The sequence below is a fragment of the Microbispora sp. H10949 genome (assembly GCF_014161435.1).
Taxonomy (GTDB): domain Bacteria; phylum Actinomycetota; class Actinomycetes; order Streptosporangiales; family Streptosporangiaceae; genus Microbispora; species Microbispora triticiradicis.
Genome location: NZ_JABBWZ010000003.1, coordinates 337,512 through 354,280 on the forward strand (window position 1 = coordinate 337,512; position 16,769 = coordinate 354,280).

Annotated in this window: 14 protein-coding genes and 1 pseudogene; 6 read left to right on the forward strand and 9 right to left on the reverse strand. The window is 73.2% G+C overall.

The features are described from left to right. Positions 1-5: 5 nt before the first annotated feature. Positions 6-944 carry a LysR family transcriptional regulator gene (locus HHX40_RS09005; RefSeq protein ID WP_220498875.1) on the reverse strand — a complete coding sequence of 313 codons (939 nt, stop codon included), beginning with the start codon at positions 942-944 and terminating at the stop codon, positions 6-8. Positions 945-1,057: 113 nt separating this feature from the next. On the opposite strand from HHX40_RS09005, the gene HHX40_RS09010 reads away from it, so the two are divergent. Both HHX40_RS09010 and HHX40_RS09015 read left to right on the forward strand, forming a co-directional pair. Next, positions 1,058-1,951: an NAD(P)H-binding protein gene (locus HHX40_RS09010; RefSeq protein ID WP_182880158.1), complete on the forward strand. Its 894-nt coding sequence runs from the start codon at positions 1,058-1,060 to the stop codon at positions 1,949-1,951. A gap of 66 nt (positions 1,952-2,017) precedes the next feature. Continuing rightward, positions 2,018-2,383, forward strand: coding sequence for a darcynin family protein (locus tag HHX40_RS09015; RefSeq protein ID WP_182880159.1), 366 nt, complete (start codon positions 2,018-2,020; stop codon positions 2,381-2,383). Positions 2,384-2,404: 21 nt separating this feature from the next. Here the strand turns inward: HHX40_RS09015 and HHX40_RS09020 are convergent, their stop codons facing one another. Beyond that, complete coding sequence (locus HHX40_RS09020) at positions 2,405-2,851, reverse strand: type II toxin-antitoxin system VapC family toxin (protein ID WP_182880160.1); 447 nt, start codon at positions 2,849-2,851, stop codon at positions 2,405-2,407. Positions 2,852-2,859: 8 nt separating this feature from the next. Then, a complete protein-coding gene (locus HHX40_RS09025) occupies positions 2,860-3,156 on the reverse strand; it encodes a FitA-like ribbon-helix-helix domain-containing protein (RefSeq protein WP_182880161.1) in 297 nt (98 codons plus the stop codon). A 185-nt stretch (positions 3,157-3,341) separates the two neighbouring features. On the opposite strand from HHX40_RS09025, the gene HHX40_RS09030 reads away from it, so the two are divergent. The 3 genes from HHX40_RS09030 (at position 3,342) to HHX40_RS09040 (ending at position 7,149) form a co-directional block, all read left to right on the forward strand. Continuing rightward, positions 3,342-4,514, forward strand: a complete 1,173-nt coding sequence (locus HHX40_RS09030) for a bifunctional glycosyltransferase family 2/GtrA family protein (RefSeq protein ID WP_182880162.1) — start codon at positions 3,342-3,344, stop codon at positions 4,512-4,514. After that, positions 4,511-6,625 carry a glycosyltransferase family 39 protein gene (locus HHX40_RS09035; protein ID WP_182880163.1) on the forward strand — a complete coding sequence of 705 codons (2,115 nt, stop codon included), beginning with the start codon at positions 4,511-4,513 and terminating at the stop codon, positions 6,623-6,625. The genes HHX40_RS09030 and HHX40_RS09035 overlap by 4 nt, the downstream gene beginning before the upstream one ends. A gap of 107 nt (positions 6,626-6,732) precedes the next feature. Then, a complete protein-coding gene (locus HHX40_RS09040; protein ID WP_182880164.1) occupies positions 6,733-7,149 on the forward strand; it encodes a ferritin-like domain-containing protein in 417 nt (138 codons plus the stop codon). Between the two features lie 105 nt (positions 7,150-7,254). On the opposite strand, the gene HHX40_RS09045 is transcribed toward HHX40_RS09040, so the two are convergent. Further along, entirely contained in the window at positions 7,255-8,340 is a 1,086-nt protein-coding gene (locus HHX40_RS09045) for an FAD-dependent monooxygenase (protein ID WP_182880165.1), read from the reverse strand. 84 nt (positions 8,341-8,424) lie between these two features. On the opposite strand from HHX40_RS09045, the gene HHX40_RS09050 reads away from it, so the two are divergent. Beyond that, a complete protein-coding gene (locus tag HHX40_RS09050) occupies positions 8,425-8,916 on the forward strand; it encodes a TetR/AcrR family transcriptional regulator (RefSeq protein ID WP_182880166.1) in 492 nt (163 codons plus the stop codon). 134 nt (positions 8,917-9,050) lie between these two features. Here the strand turns inward: HHX40_RS09050 and HHX40_RS09055 are convergent, their stop codons facing one another. The 5 genes and pseudogenes from HHX40_RS09055 to HHX40_RS09075 form a co-directional block, all read right to left on the reverse strand. Further along, positions 9,051-9,878, reverse strand: coding sequence for a helix-turn-helix domain-containing protein (locus tag HHX40_RS09055; protein WP_220498876.1), 828 nt, complete (start codon positions 9,876-9,878; stop codon positions 9,051-9,053). A gap of 90 nt (positions 9,879-9,968) precedes the next feature. Beyond that, positions 9,969-11,735 (reverse strand): acyclic terpene utilization AtuA family protein, encoded by a 1,767-nt coding sequence (locus HHX40_RS09060; protein ID WP_182880168.1) that lies wholly within the window; start codon positions 11,733-11,735, stop codon positions 9,969-9,971. Continuing rightward, complete coding sequence (locus HHX40_RS09065; RefSeq protein WP_182880169.1) at positions 11,732-12,538, reverse strand: enoyl-CoA hydratase-related protein; 807 nt, start codon at positions 12,536-12,538, stop codon at positions 11,732-11,734. The genes HHX40_RS09060 and HHX40_RS09065 overlap by 4 nt, the downstream gene beginning before the upstream one ends. A gap of 518 nt (positions 12,539-13,056) precedes the next feature. Beyond that, a pseudogene (locus HHX40_RS09070) lies at positions 13,057-15,003 on the reverse strand (acetyl/propionyl/methylcrotonyl-CoA carboxylase subunit alpha); the annotation flags it as partial. A gap of 40 nt (positions 15,004-15,043) precedes the next feature. Continuing rightward, positions 15,044-16,642, reverse strand: a complete 1,599-nt coding sequence (locus HHX40_RS09075; protein ID WP_182880170.1) for an acyl-CoA carboxylase subunit beta — start codon at positions 16,640-16,642, stop codon at positions 15,044-15,046. Between the last annotated feature and the right edge of the window lie 127 nt (positions 16,643-16,769).

A 16,769-nucleotide genomic window follows, 5' to 3' on the forward strand; every position in this document is an offset into this window, starting at 1 on the left:
ACCCCTCACGTGATCGCGGGTGCGCCAAGAGTCCGGCGGACGGCGTCGCGGAGCCAGCGGTGGGCTCCGTCGGCGGCGTGACGGGGGTGCCAGGCCATGCCGATGGTCAACGGCGGCAGCGGGAGGGGAATGTCGAGGAGGCGGAGGCCGAGGGCGCCGGCGGGGTCGGTGAGAGGCGAGGGGCCGGCGCCGGGGGGTGCGGTGGGGATGAGGCAGACGACGTCGCTGCGGGCGGCGAGGGTCATCGCCGCCAGGTGGCCGGGAAGGACGGCGACGACCCGCCGGTGGAGGTTCCGCTCGGCCAGGGCGGTGTCGAGGGGGCCGGTGAACCGGCCGCGGCGGCTGACCGCGACGTGCTCGGCGGCGGCGAGCCGGGCCGGGGTCAGGGTTCCTTCGGTGAGGGGATGACCGGGCCGGACGGCCGCCGCCATCCGGAGGGTGACCAGCTCTTCCACCAGGGTTTCGGGGTCGACGTGGTCGATGGATCCGATCTCCAGGTCGATGCGGCCGTCGCGGAGGGCCGGCCCGGCCTCCAGCTCTTCGGCCCGGAACCGCAACGAGACCCCTGGCGCCTCCTGCCGGGCCCGTCGCAGCAGTCCCGGAGCCAGCGCCGCGCCGACGAGGTCGGCGGTCTGCAGGGTGAAGGTGCCGCGCAGGGTGGCGGGATCGACGTCGGCGCCGGGGGTGAGCAGTGCTTCGAGGCGGCGCACCACCGCGGCGGCTTCGTCGCGCAGGGCCTGGGCGCGGGGGGTGGGAACCATGGCCTGCCCGGCCCGGACCAGGAGCGGGTCCTGGAGGATGCGGCGGAGGCGGGCCAGGGTGCGGCTCATGGCGGCGGGGGAGGTGCGCAGGCGGGCGGCGGCGCGGGTGACGCTCTGCTCGGCCAGCAGGGCGTCCAGCGCGACGGCGAGATTGGCGTCGATGATCGGATCTGAGCTGTTCACCAGCGTAATTCCATTTCAGGCAATGATTCCATGCTGAAGTTCCCATTGTGGCAACACTGTGGCCCTCCGCAGGATTGGGGGCGTTCCGATCCGACGCGACCCACGAGGTTCTCATGATCGTCATTACTGCTCCGACCGGGAACATCGGCCGCCGGCTGCTGTCCCTGCTCCTGGAGTCCGCCCCCGCCCGTGGTGAGGAACTGCGCGTGGTCGTGCGCGACCCCGCCAGGCTCCCCGGCCCGGTACGCGAACGCGTCGAGGTGGTCACCGGCTCGCACGGCGACGCCGAGGTCGTCGACCGGGCCTTCGAGGGCGCCGACGCCGTCTTCTGGCTCGTCCCCCCGGACGCCTCCCTGACCCCGGCGGACGCCTACTGCGGCTTCACCCGCCCCGCCGCGAAGGCGCTCGCCGCCCACGGCGTCGGCCATGTCGTCGGCGTCTCCGCGCTCGGCCGCGGCACCCCGGTCGCCGGACGCGCCGGACTCGTCACCGCGTCCCTCGACATGGACGACCTCATCGCGGGGACCGGCGTCGCCTACCGGGCCCTGGCCTGCCCCTCCTTCTTCGAGAACCTTCTGGAGGAGGCCGGTTCGATCAGCGAGAAGGGCGTCTTCACCGACGTCGTCGCCGCCGGCCGCAGGGCCCCCCTCGTCGCCGTCGCCGACATCGCGGCCGTCGCCGCCCGCCTGCTGCTGGACCGCTCCTGGACCGGCACCGGCGACGTCCCGGTCCTCGGGCCACGGGACCTGTCCCCGAACGACCTGGCCCGCATCATGACCGAGCAGTTCGGCCGTCCCGTCCGCTACGAACGCCAGTCGCTCGACGACCTGCACGCCACCCTCGCCGGTTACGGCCTCAACGAGGCGTTCGTCCAGGGCGTCGTCGACATGAAGCGGGCCAAGGACGACGGCCTCGACGCCGGTGTCACCCGTACGCCGGACACCGCCTCCCCCACCACCTTCGAGCAGTGGTGCGCCCGGACCCTCAAGCCCGCCGTCCTCGCCTGACGCCTGCCGGCGCATCCGTGATGCCCACCAGACCGAGGCCACCTGCCACCACAAAGGGAGCACATCATGCCCGCTGAGACGACCGAACCGCCGGTCACCGCGTTCATGCTCGTCAAGACCACGCCCGAATGGCTCGCCATGACCGTCCGGGAACGGGCGGACGCCTTTGCCACCCAGGTCGTCCCCGCGATCGAGGCCAGGACCACCGGCGTCCGGTCACGCTTCTACGACACGGAGTTCTACTCCACGCGCGTCACCGACGTCTGGGTCTGGGAGGCGGATGACCACCACGCCTATCAGCTCCTCATCGACGCGCTGCGCGAAACACCCTTCTGGGACCGCTATTTCGAGGTCGTCGACCTCCTCGTCGGCGTGGAGAACGGCTACGCCCGCACCTACGGCCTCGACCCCGTCGCCACCGTCACCACCTGACACGCCGGCACAGCCGCGTGTTCACACGAGAGCGAATCCGAGTGCTTCGGCGGCCTGTGCCTGAAAGCCATCGCGGCTGGCGAAGCCGAGCTTGTCTCCCTCTTCCTCCAGAAGAGGAATCGCCGCGATCTCCGCCAGAGCGAGGTGAATCGCGTCGAGTGCACGCAACGCATGGACATAGACGATCTCGGTGGCGCGCTGTTCGACTGCCTCACGAGGAGCGGCGAGCAGCGTAACAGGACCGTCTTCGCCAAGGTCGGACGATAGAACCGCGAGGGTTCCGTCCAGATCCATCAGTCGTTGCGTGCGTGCCGCACGCACCAGGACACCGGTCACTTCGACCACCGTCAGCGTCCCTGTCACCAAGAGATGATCAGGGTCGTCCAGCAGCTCACGAGCCCGACCATGACCAGGTTCGTCACGAAGGTAGGCGCAGGCGAGGAAGGAGGAGTCGACATAGGTGAGCACGGCGGCGGTCAGCGACCTTCGGCCCAGAGCCGGTCGAGTATGGGGCCGATACCCTCGGTCGTTTCCAGAGCGCGTTCGCGGTCAGCGCTCGTCACCCGTGGCGTCTTGGGCACACAACCCTCCGCGAGGACACCCAGGCGGCGGGCCCGGGCGCGCAGTTCCGCCCGCGCATCGAGCGCCTCATCGGCGACGCCTCTCGCGAGGATCTCTCCGGCGGTCGCGTTGATGGATCGGCCCGTGCGGTGAGCTCGGCGCGTGATGCGCCGATGCAGGTCGTCATCGATCCGAAGCAGCAGTTGTTTCACCGTTCGATGCTATCAACGAAGACCGCTCTGGTGATATCACTTGTAGTCGCCGGCCCCGCTTGTCTCCTCTTGGCAGCGGCGCCGAGAACGGCCTGTGGGGGCGCTCCCGCAGCGTCATGGAGGTTCTCATGCGGCGTTAATCGAGGGCTCAGGGCGGTCCCATCAGGGGTCGCGAGCGTGGGGCCATGAGCGTAACGATGGTGTCTGGGCCGGAGGCGGGGGCGTCCCGCCGGACCCGGCTGGTCGAGGTGGTCGTCCCCGTCCACAACGAGGAGCGAGTACTGGCCGCAAGCGTGCGGCGGCTGCACGACTACCTCGCCCGCGAGTTCCCGTACGGCTTCCGCGTGACGATCGCGGACAACGCGAGCACCGACGCCACGTGGCGGATCGCCGAGCGGCTGGCGGGCGAACTGCCCGGTGTGCGGGCCGTCCACCTCGACCGCAAGGGCCGGGGCCGGGCCCTGCGGAGGGTGTGGGAGGCCAGCGACGCCGACGTCGTCGCGTACATGGACGTCGACCTGTCGACCGACCTGGACGCGTTCCTGCCGCTCGTCGCGCCGCTGCTGAGCGGGCACAGCGACCTGGCGATCGGCACCCGCCTTTCTCCCTGGGCCAACGTGGTGCGCGGCCCGAAGCGCGAGATCATCTCCCGGGCCTACAACCTGCTCCTGCGGTCGCTGATGGGCGTGCGCTTCTCCGACGCGCAGTGCGGCTTCAAGGCCGTCCGCACGGAGGTGGCGCAGGCGCTGCTGCCCGCCGTACGCGACGAGGAGTGGTTCTTCGACACCGAGTTGCTGCTGCTCGCGGAGCAGCACGGCCTGCGCATCCACGAGGTGCCGGTCGACTGGGTGGACGACCCCGACAGCCGGGTGGACATCGTCAGGACGGCGGTCGGCGACCTGCGCGGCATGTGGCGGGTCGCCCGCGCGAGCCTGCGCCGTCCGCCGGCCCGCCCGGCCACCACGTCCATCAGGAGGCAGATCCCGGCGTTCGCGGTCATCGGCGTGATCAGCACGGCCGCCCACCTCGCGCTGTTCTGGACGCTGCGCGCCGTCCTGCCGGCCGTGATCGCCAACGCGGTCGCGTTGCTGGTGACGGCGGTGGCCAACACCGCCGCCAACCGGCGCTTCACCTTCGGCGTACGCGGCCGGGCGGGGGCCCTGCGGCACCACCTGGGCGGGCTCGTCGCCTTCGTCGCGGGGCTCGCGCTGACCAGCGCGGGCCTGGCCGCGCTGCCCGCCGGGGCGCCGCGGGCGGCCGAACTGGCCGCCGTGGTCGTCGCGAACGGCCTCGCCACGCTGCTGCGCTTCCTGCTCCTGCGATCCTGGGTCTTCGCGCCCGGCAAGGACTCCCGATGACCGTGCTCGCCACCATGACCCCGATCGGCCGGCGAGCCCCTGCCACTCCGTTCCTGCGCTGGGGCAGGTGGGCCGTCCTCGTCCTCGCGGCCGTCCTCCACACCTGGGCGCTCGGCCGCAACGGGTACGCCAACGACTACTACGCGGCCGCGATCTACTCCGGCACCCGAAGCTGGAAGGCGTTCTTCTACGGCGCGCTGGACGCCGGGTCGTTCATCACCGTCGACAAGCCGCCGTTCGCGCTTTGGGTCATGGGCCTGTCGGCCCGGATCTTCGGCTTCGGCACGTGGAGCATGCTGCTGCCGCAGGCCGCCGCGGGGGTCGGGTCGGTGGCCCTGGTCGGCTCGGCCGTACGGCGGTCGCTGCGCGGGCTCGGCGAGCGCGCGGCCGGGGTGGCGGCCCTGCTGGCGGCGCTGGTGATGACGCTGACGCCGATCACCGTCGCCATCGACCGGGACAACAACCCGGACACGATCCTGGTGCTCCTGCTGGTGGCGGCCGGGTGGTTCTGCCTGGAGGCGACCCACACCGGGCGCCTGCGCACGCTGCTGACGGTCGCCGTGCTGGTGGGCCTCGCCTTCAACACCAAGATGCTGCAGGCCTACCTGGTGCTGCCCGCGTTCGCGCTCGCCTACCTGTACGCGGCGCCGGGGCGGCTCGTACGGCGGATCGGGCGCCTGCTCGCCGCCGGAGCGGTGCTCGTCGTCTCCAGCGGATGGTGGATGGTCCTGGTCGACCTGACCCCGGCCTCCTCCCGGCCGTACATCGGGGGCAGCACCGACAACAGCGTGTGGGACCTGGTGATCGGCTACAACGGCCTCGGCCGCGTCTTCGGCGGCGCGGGCAACGGCGGGCCGGCCCGGCTCCCCGCAGCGGCGTCCGGCGACCTGCCCGAGGGCCTCACCCGGGCATTCGGCGGCGGCCCGGGAGGTGGCCCGGGAGGCGGGTTCGGCGGCACGGCGGGCGCCGGGCGGCTGTTCAACGACGTCATGGCCGGGCAGATCTCCTGGCTGCTCCCGTTCGCCGCGGTGGCGCTCGTCTGCGGTCTGCTCCTGGCCGCCCGGCACAGGTACGGGCCCGCGACCCGGCCCGTCCGCGCCGCGCTGCTGCTCTGGGGCGGCTGGCTGCTGGTCCACTACGTCGTGTTCAGCTTCTCCAGCGGCACGTTCCACCCCTACTACACGACCGCGATGGCTCCCGCGATCGCCGCGCTGACCGGCGCCGGCGGCGTGCTGATGTGGCGGGCGGCCCGTACGTCCCGGGCCTGGCGACCGGTCCTGGCGGCGGCCGTCGCCGCGACGGGTGCCTGGTCGTTCGCCGTGCTGCGCCGTACGCCGGAGTTCGTGCCCTGGCTCGCCTGGACGATCGCGGGCGTGACGGCGGTGGCCGTGCTCGCCCTGGTGGCCTCGGCGTTCGTCCCCGTGAGGCCAGACGCGGACCCCGCCGCCGGGCGCGGACGCCGTGCGGCCACGCGGGTCACGGCGGTGGCACGGGTCACGGCGCTCGCATCGGCCGCGGCGGTCGTGTCCGGGCTCGCCGGACCGGCGGCGTACGCCGTGACGCCGCTCGGCGCGGCGGTGAACGGCACCAACCCCACCGCAGGCCCCATGACCGGGAGCGGCGGCGCCCTCTTCGGCGGGCGCGGTGGCCTCCCTGGTGGCCTCCCCGGTGGTCTTCCCGGCCAGGGCACACCGCCCGGGCGGCCGGAGGACGGGACGGGCGGACGGCTGGGCGGACGGCTGGGCGGACCTGGAGGGATGGGCGGGGCCGTGGACGCCGAGATGGCCGCCTACCTGAAGCGGAACAAGGGCGGTGCCACCTGGCTGGTCGCCGTGGGAAGCGCGCAGAGCGCCTCCTCGCTCATCCTGTCGACCGGAGAGCCGGTCATCGCGATGGGCGGCTTCACCGGCTCCGATCCCGCGATGACCGTGGACCTGCTGAAGAGGTACGCCGCGGACGGCAGCCTGCGGTACGTCCTGCTCGGCGAGGGACGCGGACCCGGCGGCGGGGCCGACTCGTCCGTCACCACCTGGGTCAAGGCCAACGCGACCCTCGTCCCGGCGTCCGAATACGGCGGAACCGGGACAAGCACCCTTTACCGCCTGAGCTGAGCGCGTACGAGCACCGATACCCAGCGCCGATATCGGGACCGGACGTGTTCGGCCGCCACCTTCGCGGGTACGGGAAGGGCCTCTCGATGACGAAAGGACGATCACCCATGGACACGGAGGCCTTCATCGCCCTCCTGAACGAGGATCTGGAGAGCGAGTACCGCTCGATCGTGCAGTACGTCCAGCACGCGGCGACGATCAAGGGTGCGCAGTACCTGTCGATCATCGAGGAGCTCAAGCAGCACCTCGGCCAGGAGCTCAACCACGCGAGCACGCTGGCCGAGCAGATCGACTTCCTCGGCGGCGTGCCGAGCGTCCACGTTCCCGAGATCCCGGTCGCGACCGACAGCGCGCAGGCGTTGCGGCTCGACCTCGAACTGGAGCAGGAGCAGCTGCGCCGCTACCGCGAGCGGGTGGAGCAGGCCCAGCAGCTCGGCCTGAGCGACGTCGCCGAGGCGCTGCGCCCGCTGCTCCAGCAGACGCAGGACCACGTCATGGACCTGCAGACCGTGCTGGGCGAGTGACGGACCGCCTACCGGCGGATGAGGCGCGCGGGCTCGCGGCCGGGACGGGTCGCGTCGCCCGCGCGTCCGGCGCGTCCGCCAGGGCGGCGGTGCCTCGGCGAGGGGTCACGAGGTGTGCGCATCCGTAGGGGCGGCCCCTCCGCCGAACATCGTGACCGCGGTCTCCCGCCCTGTCGCCTGGTTCTCCAAGACGTAGGGCCGCAGTTCCTCCTCGTACGCGGCGAACGCGGTCGTGTGATCGCCGCCCGCCGAGGCGAGGGCGCGTGCCAGGGCCCGGGCACCGACCAGTGCTTGTGAGGTGCCCATGCCGCTGGTCGGCGCGGCGCAGTACCCCGCGTCGCCGACCAGCGCGACCCGGCCCGCCGACCAGCGGTCCAGGTGGACCTGGCAGGACGAGGAGAAATAGAAGTCGTCGGCCTCGCTCATCGCCTCCAGCAGCCGGGGCACCTCCCAGCCGCGCCCGGCGAAGGCGGCGCGCACCGCCTGCTCCTGCTCGTGCCGGGGCCGCCGGTCGAGCGCGGGGGAGGCGGTGGAGAAGGAGAGGCTGACCGTGAGCCGGTCGGCGTCGCCCGTGCTCAGCAGGAAGATCGCCCGGTCCGCGCCGTGCTGCAGTATTCCGCTCCGGCGGAGTCCGAGGTGGTTGACGGTGCTGAAACCGGCGCCGGAAAGGCCCAGGTGCCGCAGGGCGCCGGCGGGCGAGCCGAAGGCCAGCCGTCTGACCTTCGAGTGCACGCCGTCGGCGCCGAACACGAGGTCGAACTCGCGGGTGGCACCGCGTTCGAACTCGGCCGTGATCCCGGACTCGCGCTCGGTCAGCGCGCTGATCGAGTCGTCGAACACGTACGTCACGTCGCCCGCCGTGATGCGGTGCAGGATCCGGGTCAGCTCCCTCTTGGGCACCTCCAGCTCGCCGGCGAAGGCCTCGGCGGGCAGCCGCCCGATCTCGGTGCCCTCCTCGTCGACGAGGAGGGTGCCGCTCATCCTGGTGTCGTGTTCGCGGAGCTCGGACAGGATGCCCATCTCGTCGAGGACCTCGAACGCCGCGCCCCGGAAGTCCACGGCGTACCCGCTGTCGCGGAGGTCCGGTGCGCGCTCGACCACGGTCACCTCGTAGCCGTCGCGCCGCAGGAAATAGGCGAGGGCGGGTCCGGCCACGCTCGCTCCGGAGATCAGAACCTTTGTTGCTGTCATGGCACGACCGTAGCCGGGTCTTGTCCATTTGGTCAAACCATATGGATAAGCCAAATGGTCAATCGATCCCGTATGCTGCTCGGCATGGGAAACCGAGAGGACCTGCTGGCCGGCGCCAAGCGGTGCCTTGTCGAACGCGGCTGGGCGCACACGACCGTCCGTGACATCGCCTCGGCCGCCGGAGTCAGTCACGCCGCCATCGGCTACCACTTCGGCTCCAAGGACGCCCTGCTCACGCAGGCCCTCGTGGAGGCGGTCGACGAGCTCTCCGAGGAGCTGGCCTCTCGCACTCCGTCCGACAGGCCCGAACAGCGCTGGCAGGTGCTGATCGACAGCTTCACCACGCACCGGGCGCTGTGGGTGGCCCAACTCGAGGCCGCGGTGCGGGCCGAGCGGTCACCGGAGGTACGCGAACACCTCGCCAGGGGGCAGCGGGAAGGACGCGAAGGGCTCGGCGGCTCGGTGCCGCTCGCCCTGTTGAGCGGTCTGATGCTGCAGTGGCTGGTGGATCCGGACCACGCGCCCGGCGGCGCGGAGGTGATCGCCGGGCTTCGCTCGCTAGCCACTCGGCTCTGAAGGGCTCCAGGCGCCCGACGCGGCGCCACGGGGCGCGCGGCCCGGCGGGCGGGAACGCGGTGCGCGGGTCCATGCGGCAGGCGGGTGGCCTGGTGCGTGGGTCAGCGCGGCGGGCGGGCGGCGCGGAGTGTGGGTCAGCGCGGCTGGTGGAGGGTGTAGTCGTCGAGGGCGCGGACGATCAGCGCCCTCGCGTCGTCCCTGAAGGCCGCCGCCTCCCAGAACTCCTCGAACGCCCGGGCGTAGAAATCCACCTCGCCGGCGTCGCGCAGCAGCAGGTCCCTGGTGCCGGTGGCCACCCCCACCAGGGCGTTGTCGTAGATCCAGAACGAGTTCGTCAGCGCGGACGGCAGCGGTGCCTCGAACGGCAGCAGGCCGAACTCCACGTTCGGCAGCGTCGTCACCGCGATCAGCCGGTCGAGCTGGCCGCGCATCACGTCGGGTGGCGCCAGCCGGTAGCGCAGCACCGACTCGGGCATGACGAACCGGAACCGCCGCGCGGGGTCGTACAGGATCTCCTGGCGCCGCATGCGCACCCGGATCGCGTCGTCCACGTCGGCGGTCGACCTGTACAGCCGCCTGAGCTTCCCGAAGACGTGCCGGGCGTACTCGGTGGTCTGCAGCAGCCCGATCACCGCCCCGGGCTCGAAGGCCCGGAACAGGAGGGTGCGCGTCTCCAGGTCGCGGATGTCCTCCTGCAGGGCGGCCAGGCCGTTCCGGTGCCGCTGCCGCCAGGAGTCCTGCCGCTCCTGGAGCCCGGCCACCTGCCTGACCAGCGCGTCGATCGTCTGCGGGTCGGCCTCCACGGCCTTCCCCCACGCGGCCACGTCGTCCTCGGAGGCGGTCTGGCGGGCGTTCTCGATGCGCGAGACCTTCGACGGCTGCCAGTGGAGCCGCTCGGCGAGGTCCTTCCCGGACAGGCGGGCGTTCTCCCGCAGCCGGCGTAGCCGGACCCCCAGGTCCATGCGGGCTTGATGGAAACCGCTCACTTCCACCTCCGCATGCGGGCGGTCCTGCGATTGCGCAATCCTAGTGCGGGAGCGGCACGAGGCAGTTCAGGGCGGGACCGGCACGCGGACCGCGCGCAGGCGTTCCCCGAGCGCCTTGGCCTGCGCGTCGAGGAGCGGGCTCGCGGCCACGCCCCTTCCCAGCAGACCGTGGATCACGAAGTTGAGCGCGTGCAGGTTGGGCAGCGCGAACCGCTCCACCGGCAGCCCGCCGATCTCCGGCAGCAGTTCCCCGAGCCGCTCCACGGTCAGGAACGCCGCGAGCCACGGGTAGCGGGCGGGGTCGCGCACCCAGACGCCGAGATTGGCGTCGCCGCCCTTGTCGCCCGACCGCGCGCCCACGACCCGGCCCAGCGGCCGGACCGGCCCGGCCGTGAGATCACCCGCGTACGGCGGTGCCGCCTGGTGATCCGTGACGCCGCCGGTCGGGCCGTACGCGTCAGGGGAGACCAGCGGCCCTGGCGGCGCGTACGGCACCTCGATGCGGACCCCGCCGACGGTCACGACCGGGAGCACGGCACGGGCGTCGACCGAGGAGGGCCAGTAGACGCCGTAGGGGGAGGCGTCGGCGGGCGGCGTCAGCCCGAAGAAGCCGGGGTAGCTCGCCAGGCCGGTCTCCACCACCGCCGAGGAGAACGCCCGTCCCGCCTTGCGGGCGTCGGAGTCCATGACCGTGATCCGCAGCAACGCGGTCCCGCCTGTGTCCGCGGCCGTCCCCGGCTCGTACGCGTGCGGGCCGAGGGGGGTCAGCTCCACGTGGACCTGGTCGAAGGAGTCCCGGGGCACGCGGGCCCAGATCGCCTCCTGCGCGACCCGGGCCTTCGCGGCGATGTCCAGGCCGGTCAGCACCAGCGTCATCGTGTTGCGGTAGCCGCCGACGTAGGTGACCGCCACCTTCAGCGTCTCCGGCGGGGCCTCACCGCGTACGCCCGTGATCCTGACCCGGTCGGGCCCCTCCTGCTCCAGGTGGACGGTGTCGAACCGGGCCGTCACGTCGGGGCCGAGATAGCGGGGCGAGGCGATCTCGTAGAGCAGTTGCGCGGTCACGGTGCCGGTCGAGACCAGCCCGCCGGTGCCCGGGTGCTTGGTGATGACGCTCGACCCGTCCGCGTACAGCTCGGCGATGGGGAAGCCGCAGTCGGGGAGGCCGGGCACCTCCTCGAAGAAGGCGTAGTTGCCGCCGGTCGCCTGGCAGCCGCACTCGATGACGTGCCCGGCGACGACGGAACCGGCCAGCGGGCCGAGGTCGCCGGGCCCCCAGCCGAACCACCACATGCCGGGCCCGGTGACCAGCGCCGCGTCGGTGACCCGCCCGGTGACGACGACGTCGGCGCCGTGCTCCAGCGCCACCGCGATCGGCCGCCCGCCCAGGTAGGCGTTCGCGGTCAGCGGAGTCTCCCGCAGGATCTCGCCGGTGCCGGCGTTGACCGGCGGCCCGGCGAGCGGCATGAGATCGTCACCGGTGACGTGGGCGACGCTCGCGCGCAGCCCCAGCCGGTCGGCCAGGGCGGACACCGCCTCCGCGCAGCCGGCCGGATCGAGGCCGCCCGCGTTGGACACCACCCTGATGCCCCGGTCGAGGCAGGTGCCGAGGACCTGCTCCATCTGGGTGAGGAAGGTGCGGGCGTAGCCGGGGCGGCCCTTGAGCCGGTTGCCGGCGAGGATCGACATGGTGAGCTCGGCGAGCCAGTCGCCGGTCAGGACGTCGATCGGCCCGCCCTCGACCATCTCCCGCGCCGCCGAGAGCCGGTCGCCGTAGAAGCCGCCGCAGTTCGCGATCCGCAGCGGTCCCGGTCGCCCGGCCCCGGCCGTCATCGCGCGGCTTCCGCGCCCGAGATCTCGGAGGGGACCCAGGCGGCGGGGCGTTTCTCGGCGAAGGCCCGGATGCCCTCCCGCCCCTCCTCCGAGGTGAACCGCTCGGCCGACAGCGCGGCCATCTCCCGCAGGCCCTCCTCGATCGGCATCAGCGGCACCTCGCGGACGAGCCGCTTGGTGATCGCCAGCGCCTCGGGGCCGCCGCGCAGCAGCATGCCCGTGTAGTGCGCCACCGTCGCGTCGAGGTCCTCCTCGGGTACGGCCCGGGTGAGCAGCCCGATCTCCACCGCGCGTGCGGCGGTGAAGACCTCGCCGGTGAGGAGGTACTCGGCCGCGGCCCGGGGCTCCAAGCGGCGCAGGCAGGTGGCCGCGATCATCGCGGGGACCACCCCGAGCCGCACCTCGGTGAACGCGAATGACGCGCTCGCCGGGGCGATCGCGAAGTCGCACGCCGCCACCAGGCCGAGGCCGCCCGCCCTGGCCGTGCCGTTGAGGCGGCACACGACCGGCTTCGGGCTCTCCCAGATCCGCAGCATGACGCCGGGGAACGACGCGGTCACCGGCGCCCCGCCCGCGCGCTGCTCCTTCAGGTCCGCCCCGGCGCAGAACACGGGCCCGGCGCCGGTCAGCACGATCACCCGTACGGCGGGCTCGTCCAGCGCCCGCGACAGGGCCTCGTCGAGTTGCGCGAGCAGCCGGGACGACAGGGCGTTGCGGTTGTGCGGCGAGTCGAGCGTGATCGTGGCCACGCCACCCGCCTGCTCCCACCGCACGAGATCCCCCGGCTCGCCGGTCGTGTTCATCTCTGCTCCGCCTCCCCCCGCGGAGCCGCGCCCGGATCGGAGCCCGAGTCCGGGCCGGGAGCCACGACCGCACCACCACCCGCGGCCGTGCCCGGGTCCACGCCCGGAACCGCGCCGCCCGGAACCGTGCCCGAGTTCGCGCCCGAGTTCGCGCCCGAGTTCGCGCCTGGGTTCGCGCTTGGGTCCGCGACCGGAGCCGTGCCGCCCGGAGCCCCGCCGCTCAGAGCCGTGCCCGCGCCCGGCTCCGGGCCGCCGGCGTCCGTGGGGAGGCCGCCCCGCGTGTCCGTCTGGGCGTTCTGCCCGGTGCCGTCGCGGCCCGCCGCCAGGCCGCCCGCCGGGTCGGCGGCCACGGGTGCCTGGCCGGGGGCCGGGGCGCCCGTAGTGTCCGCGAACGGATCCCACGGCTGGACACCGGCCGACTCGTGATCCTCATTGCGGGTCTCGGCGGGGGCTCCCTCGCGGGCCTCGACATCGGGCCTGGTCTCGGGCCTGATATCGGGCTTGGTCTCGGGCGCGGGTTCGATGTCGGCGAGGGGCACGCCCGCCTCGACCCGCGCGCCGGGCACCACGTGCAGGGCGGCCACGGTGCCGGAGGCGGGGGCCACGATCAGGTGCTCCATCTTCATCGCCTCCAGCACGACCACCGGCTGCCCGGCCTCGACCACGTCGCCGGGCTTCACCTCGACACGCAGGACCGTACCCGGCATCGGGGCGGGCAGTGCCCCCGGCGACACCCGCGCCGCGGGCTCGGGCAGCCGCTCCACCGGGGTGAGCCGGACCGGCCCGAGAGACGAGTCGACGTGCACGAGCCGCCGATCACCGGGGCCCGGATAGACCGCCACGTCGAACGCGTGCCGCAGGCCTCCCGTCTCCAGCACCACCCGGCCGGGCTCGGCGGACACCAGGGCGACGTCCTCGAAGCCCTCGGCCCGCAACCCGTCCCTGCTCAGCCGGTAGGCGATCTCCAGGCGGCCGCCGTCCTCCGTGTCGTACGCCGTGCGCCGGGGCTGTGAGGGCACGTTGCGCCAGCCGCTCGGCAACCCGCCGAGCACCCCGTCGCGCCGCGCCTCCGCCCGGTTCGCCGCCGCCCCGGCGAGCGCCGCCGCGAGGGCCGACAGCCGTACGGCCCCGGGCCCGGCGAGCGACGCCGGAACGGGCCGCCGGTCGAGGAACCCGGTGTCGAGCGCGCCGGACAGGAAGTCCGGATGCCGCAGCACGCCCACGAGGATGTCGCGGTTGGTCGTCAGCCCGTGGATGCGGGCCCGCGCGAGCGCGTGCGCCAGCCGCCGGGCCGCCTCCGCCCGGTCCCCGCCGTACGAGACGACCTTGGCGAGCATCGGGTCGTAGTGGACGCCCACCTCGCCGCCTGAGACCACGCCGGAGTCGAGCCGCAGCCGGGCGCCGAGGCCGAACTCCCCGTCCACGCCGGGGATCTCGAAGCGGTGCAGCACGCCGCTCTGGGGGCGTCCCTCGGCGTCCTCCGCGTACAGGCGGGCCTCGATCGCGTGGCCCACCGGGCTCGGCGGCAGCGCGGCGAGCCGCGCGCCCTCGGCCACCTCGATCTGCAGCCGGACCAGGTCGACCCCGTAGACGCACTCGGTCACCGGGTGCTCCACCTGCAGGCGGGTGTTCATCTCCAGGAAGAAGAAGCCCTCGTCCGACACGAGGAACTCGACGGTGCCCGCGCCGGTGTAGCCGATCGCGCGGGCGGCCCGGATCGCGGCGTCGCTCAGCTCACGGCGCAGTTCGGGGGTGACGGCGGGGGAGGGGGCCTCCTCGATCACCTTCTGGTGGCGGCGCTGGATGGAGCACTCCCGCTCGCCGAGGGCCCAGACCGTGCCGTGCTCGTCGGCGAGGATCTGCACCTCGATGTGGCGGGCGCCCTCCTGCAGCGGCTCGGCGAACAGCGTGCCGTCACCGAAGGCCGACAGGGCCTCGCGGCGGGCCGACGCGACCGCCTCGGCGAGCCCGGCCTGGTCGCGCACCACCCGCATGCCCCGTCCGCCGCCGCCCGCCGACGCCTTGACCAGCACGGGAAACGTGAGCTGGGGCGGGGCGTCCGGGGACAGCGGGATGGTCGGCAGGACCGGCACCCCGGCCTCGGCCATCAGCGCCTTGGCCTCGATCTTCGTGCCCATCGCGGCGACGGCCTCGGGGGAGGGGCCGATCCAGGTCAGGCCGGCGTCGAGCACGGCGCGGGCGAAGCCGGCGTGCTCGGACAGGAAGCCGTACCCGGGATGCACCGCGTCGGCTCCGGAGCGGCGGGCCGCCTCGATCACGCGGTCCGGGTCGAGGTACGCCAGCGGGGCGCCGAGCCGTACGGCCTGGTCGGCCTCGGCCACGTGCGGCGCGTCCGCGTCGGCGTCGGAGAAGACCGCGACGGTCTCCACGCCCAGCTCACGGCAGGTGCGGAACACCCTGCGGGCGATCTCCCCGCGGTTCGCCACCAGCAGCCGCCCGATCATGACCCACCCCCGCGAATATGGAAGCCGAAGAGCATGCCCGTCACATCCGGAAGACGCCGTAGCCGGCCCGCCCGGGGTCGGGAGCCCCCGCGACCGCCGACAGGCACATCCCGAGCACCGTGCGGGTGTCGCGCGGGTCGATGACCCCGTCGTCGTAGAGGCGGCCGGACAGGAAGAAGGCCGCCGACTCCGCCTCGATCTGCGTCTCGACCGCCGCGCGCATCGCCGCGTCGGCCTCCTCGTCGTAGACCTGCCCGCGCGCCTCGGCCGCGGCCCGGCCGACGATCGACATCACCCCGGCGAGCTGGGCCGGGCCCATCACGGCCGACTTCGCGCTCGGCCAGCTGAACAGGAAACGGGGGTCGTAGGCCCGCCCGCACATGCCGTAGTTGCCCGCGCCGTAGGAGGCGCCCATCACGATCGTGATGTGGGGCACGGTCGAGTTGGCCACCGCGTTGATCATCAGCGAGCCGTGCTTGACGATGCCGCTCTGCTCGTACTCCCTGCCGACCATGTAGCCCGTCGTGTTCTGCAGGAAGACGAGCGGCGTGCGGGTGGCGTTCGCGAGCTGGATGAACTGCGCGGCCTTCTGCGACTCGGCGCCGAACAGCACCCCCTGGGCGTTGGCGAGGATCCCGACCGGGTGGCCGTGGACGCTCGCCCAGCCGGTGACCAGGCTCGGCCCGTAGAGCGGCTTGAACTCGTCGAAGTCGCTGCCGTCCACCACCCGGGCCAGGACCTCGCGGGGGTCGAAGGGGACCTTCAGGTCCTCCGGCACGATGCCCAGCAGTTCGTCCTCGTCGAACAGGGGAGCCGGGTAGTCGCGGGCGGCGGCGTGGCCGGCCCCGCGCCGGCCGATCCGCCGCACGATCCGCCGGCCGATACGGAGCGCGTCGTGCTCGTCGGCCGCGAGGTGGTCGGCCAGGCCGGAGGCGCGGGCGTGCATCTCCGCCCCGCCCAGCGACTCGTCGTCGGACTCCTCGCCGGTCGCCATCTTTACCAGCGGCGGGCCGCCGAGGAACACCTTGGCCCGCTCCCGCACCATCACGACGTGGTCGCTCAGGCCGGGGACGTAGGCCCCGCCGGCGGTCGCGTTGCCGAAGACGAGCGCGATCGTCGGGATCCCCGCGGCCGACAGCCGGGTCAGGTCGCGGAACACCTGCCCGCCGGGGATGAAGATCTCCTTCTGCGTCGGCAGGTCCGCGCCGCCCGACTCCACCAGGTTCACGTACGGCATGCGGTTGCGCAGCGCGATCTCGGTGGCCCGCAGCGTCTTGCGCAGCGTCCAGGGGTTGGACGCGCCGCCGCGCACGGTCGGGTCGCTGGCCGTGATCACGCACTCGACGCCCTCGACGACCCCGATCCCGGTCACCACGCTCGCGCCGACGGGGAACTCGGTGCCCCAAGCGGCCAGCGGGGACAGTTCGAGGAAGGGCGCGTCGGGGTCGACCAGCAACTCGATCCGCTCCCGGGGGAGCAGCCCGCCGCGCTCGCGGTGCCGCTCGACGTACTTCGGCCCGCCGCCCGCGACGGCCTTCGCCTGCTCGGCCTCCAGTTCGGCGAGCTTCGCCAGCATGGCCTCGCGCCTCGCGCCGTACTCGGCGCCGGAGGGGTCCAGCCGGCTCACGAGCACGGTCATGGCGCCACCGAACCGACTTGTGTCACGGTGAGAACCTCCGGTTGGTCCGCGATCACGTCAACGAGCCGAGTCTGCCACCGGGCGGTGACATTCGTGCCGCACACTCCTGGCCGGCCGTGGTCAGGCC

Bases quoted from the DNA above. Each gene is read 5' to 3' on its own strand.
- HHX40_RS09010 (WP_182880158.1), top strand. From the start codon at position 1,058: ATGATCGTCATTACTGCTCCGACCGGGAACATCGGCCGCCGGCTGCTG.
- HHX40_RS09015 (WP_182880159.1), top strand. From the start codon at position 2,018: ATGCCCGCTGAGACGACCGAACCGCCGGTCACCGCGTTCATGCTCGTC.
- HHX40_RS09030 (WP_182880162.1), top strand. From the start codon at position 3,342: ATGAGCGTAACGATGGTGTCTGGGCCGGAGGCGGGGGCGTCCCGCCGG.
- HHX40_RS09035 (WP_182880163.1), top strand. From the start codon at position 4,511: ATGACCGTGCTCGCCACCATGACCCCGATCGGCCGGCGAGCCCCTGCC.
- HHX40_RS09040 (WP_182880164.1), top strand. From the start codon at position 6,733: ATGGACACGGAGGCCTTCATCGCCCTCCTGAACGAGGATCTGGAGAGC.
- HHX40_RS09045 (WP_182880165.1), bottom strand. From the start codon at position 8,340: ATGACAGCAACAAAGGTTCTGATCTCCGGAGCGAGCGTGGCCGGACCC.
- HHX40_RS09050 (WP_182880166.1), top strand. From the start codon at position 8,425: ATGGGAAACCGAGAGGACCTGCTGGCCGGCGCCAAGCGGTGCCTTGTC.
- HHX40_RS09055 (WP_220498876.1), bottom strand. From the start codon at position 9,878: ATGGACCTGGGGGTCCGGCTACGCCGGCTGCGGGAGAACGCCCGCCTG.
- HHX40_RS09060 (WP_182880168.1), bottom strand. From the start codon at position 11,735: ATGACGGCCGGGGCCGGGCGACCGGGACCGCTGCGGATCGCGAACTGC.
- HHX40_RS09065 (WP_182880169.1), bottom strand. From the start codon at position 12,538: ATGAACACGACCGGCGAGCCGGGGGATCTCGTGCGGTGGGAGCAGGCG.
- HHX40_RS09075 (WP_182880170.1), bottom strand. From the start codon at position 16,642: ATGACCGTGCTCGTGAGCCGGCTGGACCCCTCCGGCGCCGAGTACGGC.